The following is a 13,742-nucleotide window of genomic DNA, read 5'->3' on the forward strand; positions in this document are numbered from 1 at the left end:
ATTGACCTGACGAGCATTGATAAACTGGAAGTCGCAGCAACTGCTCAGAAGCGTGAAGGCGCAGTAGGCGGAACAATCGAGCTGCGGCTTGACTCACCTACCGGAACTTTGATCGGTAAAAAAGAGGTGGAACTTGCGCCCGAAATAGATATGGCCAAAATAATGGCGGAACTCGAAAATCAGAACAAAAACCTGAAACCCGGCGAGAAACCAAAGACCTTTTCACGTCCGACGCGCAAGCCTGTCGAAATTGATATTGAGCCCACAAAAGGTAAACACGACATTTACCTCGTTTTCAAAAATGATAGCGCACAGCCCATTCAGCCTTTAATGTCGCTGACTAAAATCAAGTTCATTCAATAACAAATACAGCCTACACCAGCATAGAAAAGTGATCAGCCAGGTCGGCGTTAATGCCCGGCCGGCTGCGCTTTTCGTGTGGTAGGGTGTAAAAATTCACCCGCACTTCTACCTTTCCCTGCTTTCGCTCCAGAGTCACTTTCAGAAATCCGTGCTTTGTATCGCAATGATTTTCAAGCGATACGCCTTCAAATAGCTTGTGCTTCTCGGTAAAGCGCGTATCATAAGTAGTAGCCACGGGATGCAGCTCGTCATAACCTCCGCCGCCTGCTACGATGAAAGGCACCGTTTTTCCATCTGCATAGGTTTTTAAAAAACGCTGGTAATTATGAACGTGCCCGCTGAAAACAATATCCGGGCGCACGCCAGCTTCTGCAAATGCCTTGTCAAGGAAATCGATCATATACAGACTTGATCCGTGGTTAACATCCGCGGAGTAAGGCGCGTGGTGCACCGTAAGTATAATGGCCTTCTCGGGCCGCTGCTTGTCCGCAGTACGCAGCTCGCTGATAAGCCACTCCCGCTGCTCAGCCGTGATCGTGCCAAACTTGGTTACATTTCCATACATGCCGATAATCGAAGCAATGGGCGTTTCCAGTGTCCAATACACATTGGGCTGCACCATACTCTTGCGTGCGGCTCCATTGCTGAATGCGACTGTACGTTGTTCCGGGGCACAAAAGACAGCTGTGAACGGATCCAGACTTTTATAAGAAACCCTGGAATCAGGATTTACGTCGCTGTCGTGGTTTCCGGGAATGGCGAAAACGGGTCCGGGATACTTTTGAAAGGGCTCGAAGAACTGTCGGTGATACTGGCTCGCTTCTCCGTAGTTGTAAACTATATCACCCAAATGGTACAGGAACCGGGGTTTGTCTTCGGTATCATCCTGCGCCTCATACTGCTTCACCATTTCAGCTACAACCAGCTTCTGAAAATCAGGGTTATAGACACTGCCCGTATCGCCCAGCATGTGAAAAACAAGCTTGTCGGGATCAACTTCCGGCAGCACTTTTTCCAATGCAAGATGAAAAGGGTACTCGCCGGAAGGTTGAGGCAAAGGCTGAAATTTATAAGAATCGTCGGGTTGGTTTTTCTTCAAAACCGGAGTAGTGTGCTTCTGAGGCCAGTAAGATTTCATCATGGAGTAACGGAGTTCGGTAATTTGAACACAAATACCCGGATTTTAGTTGAAAGAACCTTGCACAAATGCAGGAAACACGAAGTAAAACCGTTTGATTAGTGAAACAGCACTCTGGAAAATGGAGCGTGCTATTTTGGTAAATCAGGGAAGTGGACGGCCGGTTTTTGAATGTAGGTTGAGTTTAAATTTACTAACTTGTATGATCATAGCACGCTTACAGATAAGAATTCATGAACTTGAAACAACAAATAAAGCAAGATGTAGCGCTTCTGTCCGAACGAGCAGAAACCAGATCTGAATTGCTGAACTTCCTACAAAATATGAAAATGAAGATGGACACAGAAGGTAATTTGGAGCAAGTGTTGGCACATGCCGGGAGCATTGATGATCTTGCCGCAAATGAGATGGCTGAAATTATCAGCATCGAGTTCGGAAAAATCGATGCAGAATGGGAATAAAGCGGGTTGCGCTAGATACTAATATAGCAATTGAAGTGCTTAATAATAATATCTCTACAATTAATTGTTTGCGCCAATTTGACCATATCTACATGCCATCGATTGTTTGTGGAGAATTGATTTATGGCGCCCGGAATTCAAGCAGAATTCAGTACAACCTCCCCCGGTACGAAGCATTGATCTCAGACTGTAAAATCCTGAATGTCATTCAACCAGTTGCAAATAGTTATGCTATAATAAAAAGGGAACTTAAAGAAAGTGGTTGTATCATTCCCGAAAACGATGTCTGGATTGCAGCGACATGTGCATTATTCAATATTCCGTTATTTACTCGCGACAAACATTTTCGATATGTTTCAGCAATAGAGCTGATAAACTAAAATCCGTTTATCAGCTCTATTCACATTAGCTAAGTTCCGGCTCCGGACCGTGCAGCGATTGATTGGTAACTGCCGAGGCAACCTTTACAGGCTTTCCTTCTTTTGCAGATTGGTAAATGGCTTCCATGAGTATCTGGTCTTGCAATCCTTCCTCGCCTGGTGTAAAAGGACGTTTATTTTTGATGATACAATCAGAGAAATGGTCCATTTCAAGGGCAAACTGGTTTTTCTCCGCCAATCCGATATTCTGTTGCAATTCCATCATTCCGTCAGCTTTCGCAGTCATCAGATCCTGACCTTTGTAGGCGTAGGCTTTGTTCATATCCAGCCAGCCGCGCTCGCACATCACGCGGTACCGCCTGCTTTCGTGTACATTATAATGCGTCGCGCAACTCGCCACCACGCCGGAGGCGAAACGCATTTGCCACGAAACCATTTCCTCCACTTCCTTGAATAATGGATTCCCGGGAGTGCTATATTGGTAAGCGAAGACCTCTGTGGGCTCCTCGCCTAAGACAAAACGGGTGGTGTTCAGGCAATACAAACCAATGTCGGGCAATGCACCTCCGCCAGCCAGAGCCTTTTTATGTCGCCAGTGATCCGGATTGGCGCTGCTCTGACAATTAAATGCATCTACAAATTTCACATGTCCAAACTCCTTTTTCTGAACGAGTTCCCGAAGCTTCCGATTGTGCGGCTGATATTGAATGCGGTATGCAACCATTAGTTTTACTTTGGCTTTATTACAGGAATCGATCATTTCCCGACATTCAGCCTGACTTACAGCCATTGGTTTTTCACATAGAATGTGCTTTCCGGCGGCAGCGCCTCTCACCGTATATTCCTTGTGCATGCTGTTAGGCAGCACAATGTAAATCACGTCTACTTCCTTGTTGTCTTTCAGCTTGTCGTAGGTTTGATAGCTGTAACAATTTGCTTCCGCGATTCCGTACTGCGCGGCTACCTTTCTCATTTTGTCAGGCGTGCCGCTCACCAATGCAACCAGTTTTGATTTCTTGCAAGAGCCCAGTGCAGGCAGGATTTCTTCCAGAGACAAATGTCCCAGCCCCACTACTGCATAGCCAATACGGCGATCAGGCGGAAGCGGCGTAGGTACCGGGCCGCTTTGCTGGTCGTATTCCGACTTCCATTTTTCAAGAACAATGGGATCTTCGACGTCTTTGGGAATATTGCCGGGTGCCTGCGCATGCGCCTGGTCGGCTTTAATGGATGCAGCGATGGTGCCGATTGCGCCTGCCGCGAGGTACTTGCCACTCGCGGACAGGAATTTTTTTCGGGAAAAATAATTGGTGTTCTTGTTGGTGTAAGGTGTAGCTGAATGCATCTCTTTCGTTTGTTGATGATGAAATTTGAAAGAGACTTGACAATTACTGTGCCTCAGCAATTATTTAATGGTATACCAGTCACGCAAACGCACGTCAATGGACTTGTTGCCTTCATTAACCAGTTTCTTGAAAGCTTCCGTGTCACTTAGTCCGTTCTGGCCGCGATAGTGATAAGGGTAAACAATTTTTGGTTTAAAATCGAGTACTGCCGATGCCGCTTCTTTAATATCCATGGTGTAAGGCAAATTCATGCATACAAAAGCTACATCGATGTTTTTCAATGCGCGCATCTCAGGAATGCCGGAGGTATCTCCACTGATGTAAATGGTTTTGTCCCCAAATTTCAAAACATACCCGTTACCTCTTCCTTTCGTATGCCGCGATTCCGCAGACTCCGGCAGATTGTACATCGGAATAGCGGTGATTGAAATATCCAGCTTACTCACGGTTTGTCCATTTGCAACAGTAACAGCTTTCGCCTTCATCGCCTCAGACATTTTCTCAACTACGGCCGGAGGTGCAATAATAATCGCTTTGCTCAGGTCAATTGCATCCAGAGTAGCCGGATCAAAATGGTCTCCGTGAATATCGGAGATAAGTACCAGATCAGGCGCAGCGATGCCCTGGAAGGTTTTGGCGCCGCCGTAAGGATCCGCGTAAATGGTCCTTCCATTCCACGTCAGCGCCATTGTGGCGTGGTTCAAAGGCTGGATTTTGAGCGGGCCTTTGGAAGTTTTGACATCATCAGCCGCAGGAAGCTGTGCCCACGCAGCCGTGCCGATCAGGAGCAGTAAAAAGCTTAAAACATTTTTCATTTCAGTAGTATTTGAGTTACTACGGAAAGTACTCGTTTAAGCTTGTATTTACAATTTTCCATTGAGCAACCGGTGGCTAATTGGGACGAGCGCGTTGTGCTAAAGTTTATAGATTTAGCTTGAATATTCAGGAAATTTGTCAAATTACATTTGAACAATAAATCAATTAGCTATGGAATTAAGAACAATTGAAACCAAAGAACAACATGAAAAAATGTTGGAATGGATTGATGGACAATTTGATATTGCCCCTGACCTGAAAAGTCCGGAAGGAATGAAGTTGCAGGCTGCACTTGATCTGGTTAAAGCATTTGAGGATGCGCATTACCCTGTTGAATGCATCCTCAAATAGAAGATCCCTGCGAAGGTATTTTTAGGTTAACTATTTTGCCTTTCTAAAAACGCCTCAATCACAAAAGCTGTAAACTCCGGCAATCTGCTGCCGGGTTGATATGCACAGATTTCCCCGATACATTCGCCGTGGACGCCTGGCAAGATGAGCAGCTCCGCTCCGGGGATAAGGTCTGAAATTTCTGTGGTGTGCGCAATGGTAATTACATCTCTGTTGCCGCCAATGATCAGAGCAGGCGCTTGAATGGAGCGCAGACTTTCTTCGGGCCAGTTGGTGAATGCGAGCATTCTGTCGCGGTCTTTGTCGTGCATGGTCTGCAAACCTTCACTGCTTTCCGCCACTTCGAGGTAAGCTTGCTGCAATGGAGCTGGCATGTTTTCCAGCGAAGCCGTTTTCATAAAATCAAAAAAGCCTTCCATTAACCCCGAACGCTTCGTGCAGGCAGCTACTGTCACTATCTTCCGCACCAATGCAGGATGCCGGATCGCAATTTGTAGCACCGAGCTACCTCCATTGCTGAATCCCATGAAGTCAGCCTGACTGATTCCCAGGTTGTGCATCAGCGCCGCCACATCGTCTGCGTCCTGTTCAAAACTGACGCCTGAGTCCCTGTCGCCCGTGCGGCCGTGAGCCTGTAAATCGACACCGATTAACATTCGGTTAGTCGCGAGAAAGGGTATAATATTGGAAAATGTCGTCTCGATTGTCGATCCGCCACCGTGTAGCAAAACCAGCGGAATAGCTCCCGATCCGTGGATCTGATAGTACATTTCCAACCCATTGACAGTCGAATAACCACTTTCAAAATACATTGTTGATCTCATTTAAATCCCACAATTAAACCAGCAACGGCTTCACCACTTTTCCATGCACATCGGTAAGCCGGTACCTGCGCCCCTGGTGTTTGAAAATCAGTTGCTCGTGGTCAATACCCATTAAATGCATGACAGTTGCCTGGAAATCATGCACATGCACCGGATCTTTGATTACATTATAGCCAAAATCATCCGTTTGTCCATATACAAATCCCTTCTTCACACCAGCGCCCGCCATCCAGATTGTAAAGCTGCGCGGGTGGTGGTCGCGACCGTAGTTATCCCTCGTCAACTTGCCCTGCGAATAAGCGCCCCTGCCGAATTCACCTCCCCAAACCACTAACGTTTCATCGAGTAACCCGCGCTGTTTGAGATCTGTGATCAAAGCCGCAGAAGCCTGGTCAACACTTTTGGCCATGATTTTAATATCATTCGGGAGATTTCCGTGCTGGTCCCAACCCTGGTGATACAGCTGCACAAACTTTACATCTTTCTCGATCAGCTTGCGCGCGAGCAGACAGTTGGCCGCAAATGTGCCTGGTTTGCGTGATTCTTCTCCATACAAATCAAAAATGTAATCCGGCTCTTTGGAAATGTCCATTGTCTCCGGAACGGCGGTCTGCATGCGGTAAGCCATTTCATACTGCGCCATCCGGTAGTTGATTTCGGGATCCAGTATTTTTTCAAATTGCCCCTGTTGCAGCTTTGCCAGCGAATTCAGCATTCTTCTCCGGCTACTTTTGTCGATACCTTCCGGATTATTGAGGTAAAATACAGGATCAGGACCGGAGCGAAAAACCACTCCCTGGTGAATGGAAGGTAAAAATCCATTACTCCACAACTTGGCATAAAGCGGCTGGTCCCCTGCCCTGCCTTTGGACAGCAGCACCACAAATGAAGGCATATTCTTGTTATCTGACCCCAGCCCATAACTTACCCAAGAACCCCACGAAGGCCGCCCACCCTGCTGGCTACCTGTCTGAAAAAACGTTACTGCCGGGTCGTGATTAATCGCCTCTGTGAACATAGACCGGATGAAGGTAACATCGTTCACAATGCTGGAAGTGTACGGCATCAACTCGCTGATCATCATATCATTGTCACCGTGCCGCTGAAATTTATATTTGGAAGCTGCCAGCGGAAAGCTGCTTTGTCCCGCTGTCATACCAGTGAGCCGCTGACCTTTCCGTACGGATTCCGGCAAGTCTTTACCCCACATTTCTTCGAGCTTGGGCTTATAGTCAAACAATTCCAGTTGCGAAGGCGCACCGCTTTGGAACAAGTAAATAACCCGCTTGGCCTTCGGGGCAAAATGCGGGTGGCCAAGTGGCAGTCCTGCCGCTTCACCTCCGGCTAATGCAGGTTTTTTAGCGAGCAAACTATCCGCATTCAAAAGCGAAGCCATTGCCGCCGCACCTAATCCCAGACTGGTTTTAGAAAGAAAATTCCTTCGGCTCAGCTGTTCGTGGACATGGTTTTCAAACTCGTTATATAAGCTCATGCTGTGGTTTTTACCTCTTGATTAAAAATTCATCGAAGTTCATGACGGTACTGGCTACAATGGTACCTGCCGCCACCTGAACAGGATCCAGCGATTTGTCAACCGGGTACTCCCCTGCGGCGAGTACGGATTTGACGCGCTTTGGATTGTTAATAAAATCGGCATATTCCTCCTCGTACAAGTCCTTTAAAATCGCGCGTTCCTTGGCGTCGGGTTGCCGGCTGGTCAGTGCCGTGAATGCATAAGTAATTTGTTCATCCAGCGTTTTGCCCTTTTTAAGCATTTGCTGCGCGAGCACGCGCGAGGCTTCTACAAATTGCGGATCGTTCATCACTACCAGGGCTTGCAGCGGCGTACTCGTTTTTTGCCTTTTGGTCACACAAAAATGACGTTCAGCGGCATCGAAATTCAGCATCATCGGTGGCGGCGAACTTCTTTTCCAGATCGTATAGAGGCTCCGCCGATACAGACTATCTCCATGCTGCTGCTTGTAAGTAACCTCGTTTCGGGTCGCCAGCGCTTCCCATAAACCAGCGGGTTGATAAGGATATGCACTCTTCCCGCCTATGCGCCTGGTTAGCAGGCCGCTCGAAGCAAGCGCATTATCCCTGATCTGCTCCGCGCTCATGCGATAGCTCGGGCCATGGGCGTACAACCTGTTATCCGGATCAACATCGGCGGATTTAGGATTCACACGCGAAGATTGCCGGTAAGTAGCCGACATCACGATCAGTTTCTGCATCGCCTTCACATTCCACCGCGACTCTCTGAATGTAGCCGCCAGATAGTCCAGCAACTCAGGATGCGTGGGCAGCTCGCCCTGGTTACCAAAATCGTCGCTCGATATCACCAGCCCTTTTCCAAAGTAGTTCATCCAAAAACGATTCACAGTGACCCTCGTAAAAAGCGGATGGTCTTCATGGGTAAGCCATTTGGCAAGACCTAACCTGTTTTTCGGAAAATCCTTAGGGATCTTGAAAAAGCTGTCAGGCGTATCCGTGGTAACAGGCTTACCTGGCGCATCGTAAGCGCCGCGGTTGAGAATAAAAGTTTTGCGGGGAAACTTCCGCTCCCGCATCACCATCACGTCGATCTCCTTATCGAGAATCTCGGTTTCTTCGGCTATCAGCTTTCGGCTGTCGGCCATCTGCTTTTTGTATTCCGGATCAATATTGGTGAGGTAGTAATCTTTCAATGCAGCAAGCTGCTCTGGTTTGAGCTGCGCTGGCGGCGTTTTCAATGCATTTGATACCTCATTCTTAAAACTGTACATACCCAGCATTTCCAGCGGGGTTAATGCTTTTGTATAGATTTTAAATTCGTCTACCTCAAAGTTTTTCGTCCGCTGATCGGAAAGGCGGCCGATATTGAGCCTGTCCACGTACCAGTTCGTTTTGTTTTTCCCGTAAAGAATACTTTCAGTCAGGTGGTCATTGTGCACGGTCACTTTCGCGGGGCGGCCATTGACATACAACTTCAAGCCAGCTGCCTTACTCAACCCGTCGTAAGAAAAACCGATCTGCGTCCATTTGTTCAGTGGAAATTGTTCGACAGTCTGAATTTCGATTGCATTCTCCGGCCACACGTGGCTCATGGTAAGCTTAATGCGCCCGTCTTTTTCACGAAATACATTCCAGCCCCGGTACCCATTCATCACCCCATTGGATTTATGGAACAAAGAGCCGGACACGGAAGGATCGTGAAGATTAAGCCAGATACTAATACTAAATGCCTGATCCCGCTCGAAAAACGCGAATTTATCTCCGAACGAAACTGAATTTTCACCAAAGATATACCTCGCCTTTCCTAGCCGGCCAGTACGTGAAGCCACATTGGACAGACTATCATCGCCCTCAGCAGTCGCCTTCTGTTTTGGATCAGCGAGGTTCTTAAATTCTTTCCCGGCTGGTTCGTCAAATGTGAAGTAACCCACCAAATCCGACTTATCGTCCGTTATGGCCTTTTCAGGATTGGCGCGCGCCATGGTAAGCCAGTTATTGAAATTTTGCCCGGCTGTGTTGGCGTACGCATTCAGCTTCGACTTTTCCTTCGTCAGGTTCTGATGGATGTATTTCAGCTTTGCATCGGCTTCCGGCGTGGGCAATGTAATTGTCGGGCTCGCTTCTCCATTATAAGGGATCTGCCCGTTTTCATTGTTATTGTTAAAAAACGCATATAGCGAGTAATAGTCTTTGTGGCTGATCGGGTCATATTTATGATCGTGGCAGCGTGCGCATTCAACCGTGATCCCCAGGAATGTTTTGCCAAAAGTATCAGTCCGGTCAGCGACGTAAGCTACGCGATATTCTTCGGGTACAATCCCGCCTTCCTGACTTTGCTGGTGCATGCGGTTGAAACCAGTCGCCACCAGCTGATCACGTGTAGGATTTGGTAACATATCACCCGCCAGCTGCCAGGTAACAAACTGATCGTAAGGCTGGTTCTGGTTAAATGATTTGATTACCCAGTCGCGGAAAGGCCAAGCCGTCCGCAAGCCGTCGTCCTGATAGCCGTGCGTATCTGCATAGCGCGAAGCGTCCAGCCAGGGTACCGCCATATGCTCGCCATAATGCGGCGAAGCCAGCAGCCTGTCGACCACCTTCTCATACGCATTCGCAGAATGGTCGTTCATAAAAGCAGTAACTTCTTCGGGAGTTGGCGGCAGGCCGGTCAGGTCCAGGTATACCCTGCGCAAAAGCGTGGTTTTATCCGCCTCCCGCGCCGGGATCATTCCTTTGTCTTCCAGCTTTTTAAGAATGAAATGATCAATGGCGTTCCTGGCCCATTTCTCATTTTTGACCGGGGGTACTTCGGGTTTTTCAACTTTGGTGAATGCCCAATGCGGCTTGTACTCGGCGCCTTCCTCTACCCACTTAATCAGTATTGCTTTCTCACGCGCTGTCAAGGTAAGGTGTGACTCAGGAGTCGGCATCACGACGTCAGGATCTGCTGACAGGATTCGGTGCACGAGCTCGCTGCTGCCGGGCTTGCCTGGTTTGATCGCCTTCAAACCGCTTTCAGCCTCCTTTTTGTACGCAACTTCTGCCACATCCAGGCGCAGGTTAGCCTTTTGATGGTTCGCGTCAGGCCCGTGGCAGGCGAAGCAGCGGTCAGACAGGATCGGCTTTACATCATAGGTATAGTCAACGGGCTGCACGAGCGTCGACATTTCCTGCGCTACATCATCAGGCAAGTCGATTTTCTTGTCGCAGGAGGTAAAAAGCAGTACCGCGATAGGAAGGATGAAGGTGTATTTCACAAGGGTTTTAGGCATCAATCGTATTTGTTACCCGGAATAAACAAGTATACCGTTTCTCGGTTTTTACAAACTAATTATAACAATTGTTATACTAATTTAAGCATAAATGCCGGTCTGCCAAGCAATGGTCGCTCGTAGTGGTAATTAGTCACTGTGCAGCCAGCGGTTTGCCAGCAGCTCAACTACCCGCCTATGTTCAGGGTTTCGGATAATTCTTAGAAGCATCGTCGAGCACCAGCACCCAGTCTTTTCCATAGCCTGAATCTGGCGGAGTGAACTTGTTGATGATCTTGCTATCTACCTGTCCGGCATCTTTGGTCTTGCCAGTTCTGGGATCAAACCAGAACGCATTCAGCTGGTTACCTGTGATTTTCCCGGGATTAACCGAGAAAGCCTTGCCTGTGGCGGTGTAAACAAAAATATAGTCCTTCCCTCTCGTCGCCTGAATGCGCTCGTAGGCGGGCAGGTCGCTTTCAACCACAATGGACTGGTCCGGCACGCGGTCGGTTATCGGCCGCGATTCGATCAGCTTTCTTACGTATTTCATTTGGCTGGCGCCGGGCAGGTCCATTGCCTGCTGCCAGAACACGTGTGGATTGTTGGCCGCTTCCCGGTTGGGCGCGTACATCTGCCAGATATCGTGACAACCGTAAGTATGCCCGAATGCGCCTGCAAAGAGATCCAGGTACGCCGATTTACGCACATCATAAGCATTGGAAATACCCAGGTCTTTTGCATTAAAACAAACGGGGTGATCTTCATAAATCGGCTCGCCGTCGATAACCGGCTTGATCAGCTGTCTGTCGTAAGAGCGCTTGATATTGTTGTAAACCTCTGCATCGCGGCAGTGGCCGGTTTGGAACATATTGAAATCCAGCCAGGTATCCTCATGAAACCATTCGCTCGCTCCTTCGCGATTGGGCTGCGGGTGATAGGTCATCATCACTTTATCAGCGCCTCCCGCACCTGCTGTGATACCCGCCGCCATCGCGCGCCAGATCTCTGTATCCCTTGTACCGGCCCTCGGATTTCTGTCCCCGCCCAGTACCCAGATCAGGTTCTTGCGTGTTTTGTACCGGTTACCCAGCCATTTGCCATAAACTTCCGCATTGGATTCATTAAAAACTTCCGGTCCTTTTCCCCAGGTGTTTTTGAAAACCTTATCTCCCCACGTCGGCAGAAAAGCAATTGTGATTCCCGCTTCTGCGGCTTTGTCAATGATAAAATCCACGTGCTTGAAATAAGCTTCATTCGGCTTGGTGGGATCATTGTTCATGAGAGGGCGCTCGCCGTAGGGATTGGGAACTTCAAGCCCGTCGAACTCGGCCAATGCAACTGCCTGGATCACCGTGAAACCCTGCGCCGCACGTTTTTTTAAATAGTATTCAGCATCCTCCCGGTCGAGCCGGTGAAATAGCTCCCAGGCGGTGTCGCCCAGCCAGAAGAATGGCTTACCCTCTTTCATCAGGTACCTTTTATTGGTACTGACCGTAAAACTCTGCGCAGAAACAGTGCAGCAGATGAATAGAAAGAAAAGGGTCTGGAAAATGCGGGATAGCCTCATTGGTGGGCGGACGGAGATATAGTTCAACAGTTTTTTGCTTATGTTTAAACAAAATAAAACCCTTAATCCGGTTTGTTAAAATTTTATATATGAAAACTACATTTTTCGCGGTTTTTTCTTTGCTGCTCGGCACTTTTCAGCCACTTTCCTCTACGTTGACCAAAAGTTTGGAAGAAGAAAAAAGCAGTAATGAAACAACCCGCATTTCCGTTGCGCCAAAAGCAGCGCCCCGCATTGCAATTGCCGGACTAGGTATAGAATCCAGCACTTTTTCGCCTGCATTAACAACAGAAGAGGCATTTCACGCCCGCTATGGCGACCAGGTTTTTGCAGCCTATCCATTTATGTCTCCGGATTCAGGTATCCGCCCGAAAGCTACGTGGCTACCTGCTTTGGTCGGAAAATCGCTGCCTGGCGGCGCGGTTACGCGGGAGGCTTACGAGTCTCTTGTAAAGCAAACACTTGAATTGTTGAAAAAGAATGGACCCTACGACGGACTTTTCTTCGATATCCATGGCGCGATGAGCGTAGTAGGTTTGGACGATCCGGAGGGCGATTTCATTGTACGCATCAGGGAAGTAGTGGGCACGAAAACGCTAATTTCAACTTCAATGGACCTGCACGGGAATGTGTCGTGGCGTTTGGCACAAAACACCGACCTGATTACCTGCTACCGGATGGCGCCGCACGAAGATGCCATGCAAACCAAGAAACGCGCAGTGGTAAACCTGCTCGACAGACTCGAAAGCGGCAAGGGAAAACCTGCTTACAAGGCGTGGATACCCATTCCTGTGCTGCTGCCAGGCGAGAAAACTTCTACCCGCATTGAACCTGGAAAACGGATCTACGCAGCAGTCACACCAGCTTCCATGCAAAAAGGAATTATTGACGCGGCCATGTGGGTAGGCTATGCCTGGGCCGACGAACCTCGTAACCACGCGGTGGTAATGGTGACCGGCGACGACAAAAAGGCTGTGACAAGTACCGCGGAAAAATTGGCTAAAAGCTTCTGGGATGTACGGAAAGAATTTGCATTCGTAGCTCCGACCGGCACTTTGAAGGAAGCATTGGACAAAGCTGTTAACAGCGACAAAACGCCCTATTTCATCAGCGATTCGGGTGATAACCCCACTGCCGGCGGTGCAGGCGATGTTACCTGGACGATCACGGAGATTTTAAAGAGACCAGAATTTCAAAAGGAAAATGGCAAAACGCTGATCTATGCTTCAATTCCCGGCCCGGAATTGGTCGCGAAGGCAGTCGAAGTAGGTGTTGGTGGTCAGATAGATGCATTGGCGGGCGCAAAAGTAGATTCCCGCTTTGCTCCGCCTGTGCGCCTGAAAGGAACCGTAACTGCTATCGAGCACGGCGACCGGAATGCGGAAACGGAAGTGGTTGTAAAAGTGGGCAGCGTGAGTGTGATCGTGACGAAAAAACGCAAGCCTTACCACAAGGAAGCTGATTTTACCCGACTGGGATTAAACCCGCGCAAGGCGGATGTGGTGGTTGTGAAAATCGGGTACCTCGAACCAGAGCTTTACAACATGCGCGCGGATTGGACTTTGTCACTTACGCCGGGCGGCGTAGATCAGAACCTGGAAGGTCTTGAATACAAGCGGGTGAAAAGACCGATATTTCCACTAGACAAGGATATGAAGGAGCCCGACTTGAAAGCCCGGCTCGTTCCTTCTTCGGATAGCAAATAACATTTTTAAACCGGATAGCGAGGCGATGAAACAAGCATTATC

At 48.5% G+C, this 13,742-nt stretch carries 11 protein-coding genes and 1 pseudogene; 5 read left to right on the forward strand and 7 right to left on the reverse strand.

Annotated features, from left to right (window positions below; all coding sequences use genetic code 11):
• Positions 1 to 363, forward strand: a pseudogene (locus ACTIE6_RS03380) (PQQ-dependent sugar dehydrogenase); the annotation flags it as partial.
• Positions 364 to 373: 10 nt separating this feature from the next.
• Here ACTIE6_RS03380 and ACTIE6_RS03385 read toward each other — a convergent pair.
• Positions 374 to 1,504 carry a metallophosphoesterase family protein gene (locus ACTIE6_RS03385; protein WP_439555289.1) on the reverse strand — a complete coding sequence of 377 codons (1,131 nt, stop codon included), beginning with the start codon at positions 1,502 to 1,504 and terminating at the stop codon, positions 374 to 376.
• 230 nt (positions 1,505 to 1,734) lie between these two features.
• Between ACTIE6_RS03385 and ACTIE6_RS03390 the strand changes: the two genes are divergently transcribed.
• The gene (locus tag ACTIE6_RS03390; RefSeq protein WP_439555290.1) at positions 1,735 to 1,962 is read left to right on the forward strand and encodes a hypothetical protein; all 228 of its coding nucleotides are present in this window, start codon (positions 1,735 to 1,737) and stop codon (positions 1,960 to 1,962) included.
• Positions 1,953 to 2,342: a PIN domain-containing protein gene (locus tag ACTIE6_RS03395; protein ID WP_439555291.1), complete on the forward strand. Its 390-nt coding sequence runs from the start codon at positions 1,953 to 1,955 to the stop codon at positions 2,340 to 2,342. Before ACTIE6_RS03390 ends, ACTIE6_RS03395 begins: the two co-directional genes overlap by 10 nt.
• A gap of 25 nt (positions 2,343 to 2,367) precedes the next feature.
• Here ACTIE6_RS03395 and ACTIE6_RS03400 read toward each other — a convergent pair whose 3' ends face one another.
• Both ACTIE6_RS03400 and ACTIE6_RS03405 read right to left on the reverse strand, forming a co-directional pair.
• Positions 2,368 to 3,687 (reverse strand): Gfo/Idh/MocA family protein, encoded by a 1,320-nt coding sequence (locus ACTIE6_RS03400; RefSeq protein ID WP_439555292.1) that lies wholly within the window; start codon positions 3,685 to 3,687, stop codon positions 2,368 to 2,370.
• Positions 3,688 to 3,747: 60 nt separating this feature from the next.
• Positions 3,748 to 4,503 carry an MBL fold metallo-hydrolase gene (locus ACTIE6_RS03405; RefSeq protein ID WP_439555293.1) on the reverse strand — a complete coding sequence of 252 codons (756 nt, stop codon included), beginning with the start codon at positions 4,501 to 4,503 and terminating at the stop codon, positions 3,748 to 3,750.
• Between the two features lie 172 nt (positions 4,504 to 4,675).
• Here ACTIE6_RS03405 and ACTIE6_RS03410 point away from each other — a divergent pair, with 172 nt between their 5' ends.
• A complete protein-coding gene (locus tag ACTIE6_RS03410; protein ID WP_439555294.1) occupies positions 4,676 to 4,855 on the forward strand; it encodes a hypothetical protein in 180 nt (59 codons plus the stop codon).
• A gap of 26 nt (positions 4,856 to 4,881) precedes the next feature.
• Here the strand turns inward: ACTIE6_RS03410 and ACTIE6_RS03415 are convergent, their stop codons facing one another.
• From ACTIE6_RS03415 to ACTIE6_RS03430, 4 genes are all read right to left on the reverse strand, one after another.
• Positions 4,882 to 5,667, reverse strand: a complete 786-nt coding sequence (locus tag ACTIE6_RS03415; RefSeq protein WP_439555295.1) for an alpha/beta fold hydrolase — start codon at positions 5,665 to 5,667, stop codon at positions 4,882 to 4,884.
• 25 nt (positions 5,668 to 5,692) lie between these two features.
• The gene (locus ACTIE6_RS03420) at positions 5,693 to 7,171 is read right to left on the reverse strand and encodes a DUF1501 domain-containing protein (protein ID WP_439555296.1); all 1,479 of its coding nucleotides are present in this window, start codon (positions 7,169 to 7,171) and stop codon (positions 5,693 to 5,695) included.
• Between the two features lie 10 nt (positions 7,172 to 7,181).
• Positions 7,182 to 10,445 (reverse strand): DUF1553 domain-containing protein, encoded by a 3,264-nt coding sequence (locus ACTIE6_RS03425; protein ID WP_439555297.1) that lies wholly within the window; start codon positions 10,443 to 10,445, stop codon positions 7,182 to 7,184.
• A gap of 181 nt (positions 10,446 to 10,626) precedes the next feature.
• Entirely contained in the window at positions 10,627 to 11,994 is a 1,368-nt protein-coding gene (locus ACTIE6_RS03430; RefSeq protein WP_439555298.1) for a glycoside hydrolase family 140 protein, read from the reverse strand.
• A gap of 89 nt (positions 11,995 to 12,083) precedes the next feature.
• On the opposite strand from ACTIE6_RS03430, the gene ACTIE6_RS03435 reads away from it, so the two are divergent.
• On the forward strand, positions 12,084 to 13,700 hold the full coding sequence (locus ACTIE6_RS03435) for a M81 family metallopeptidase (protein WP_439555299.1): 1,617 nt from the start codon (positions 12,084 to 12,086) through the stop codon (positions 13,698 to 13,700).
• Positions 13,701 to 13,742 lie beyond the last annotated feature (42 nt).

The sequence above is a fragment of the Dyadobacter sp. genome (genome assembly GCF_051859145.1).
Taxonomy (GTDB): Bacteria; Bacteroidota; Bacteroidia; order Cytophagales; family Spirosomataceae; genus Dyadobacter.

Coding starts and splice junctions, on each gene's coding strand:
- ACTIE6_RS03385 (WP_439555289.1), bottom strand. CDS start 1,504: ATGATGAAATCTTACTGGCCTCAGAAGCACACTACTCCGGTTTTGAAG.
- ACTIE6_RS03390 (WP_439555290.1), top strand. CDS start 1,735: ATGAACTTGAAACAACAAATAAAGCAAGATGTAGCGCTTCTGTCCGAA.
- ACTIE6_RS03395 (WP_439555291.1), top strand. CDS start 1,953: ATGGGAATAAAGCGGGTTGCGCTAGATACTAATATAGCAATTGAAGTG.
- ACTIE6_RS03400 (WP_439555292.1), bottom strand. CDS start 3,687: ATGCATTCAGCTACACCTTACACCAACAAGAACACCAATTATTTTTCC.
- ACTIE6_RS03405 (WP_439555293.1), bottom strand. CDS start 4,503: ATGAAAAATGTTTTAAGCTTTTTACTGCTCCTGATCGGCACGGCTGCG.
- ACTIE6_RS03410 (WP_439555294.1), top strand. CDS start 4,676: ATGGAATTAAGAACAATTGAAACCAAAGAACAACATGAAAAAATGTTG.
- ACTIE6_RS03415 (WP_439555295.1), bottom strand. CDS start 5,667: ATGTATTTTGAAAGTGGTTATTCGACTGTCAATGGGTTGGAAATGTAC.
- ACTIE6_RS03420 (WP_439555296.1), bottom strand. CDS start 7,171: ATGAGCTTATATAACGAGTTTGAAAACCATGTCCACGAACAGCTGAGC.
- ACTIE6_RS03425 (WP_439555297.1), bottom strand. CDS start 10,445: ATGCCTAAAACCCTTGTGAAATACACCTTCATCCTTCCTATCGCGGTA.
- ACTIE6_RS03430 (WP_439555298.1), bottom strand. CDS start 11,994: ATGAGGCTATCCCGCATTTTCCAGACCCTTTTCTTTCTATTCATCTGC.
- ACTIE6_RS03435 (WP_439555299.1), top strand. CDS start 12,084: ATGAAAACTACATTTTTCGCGGTTTTTTCTTTGCTGCTCGGCACTTTT.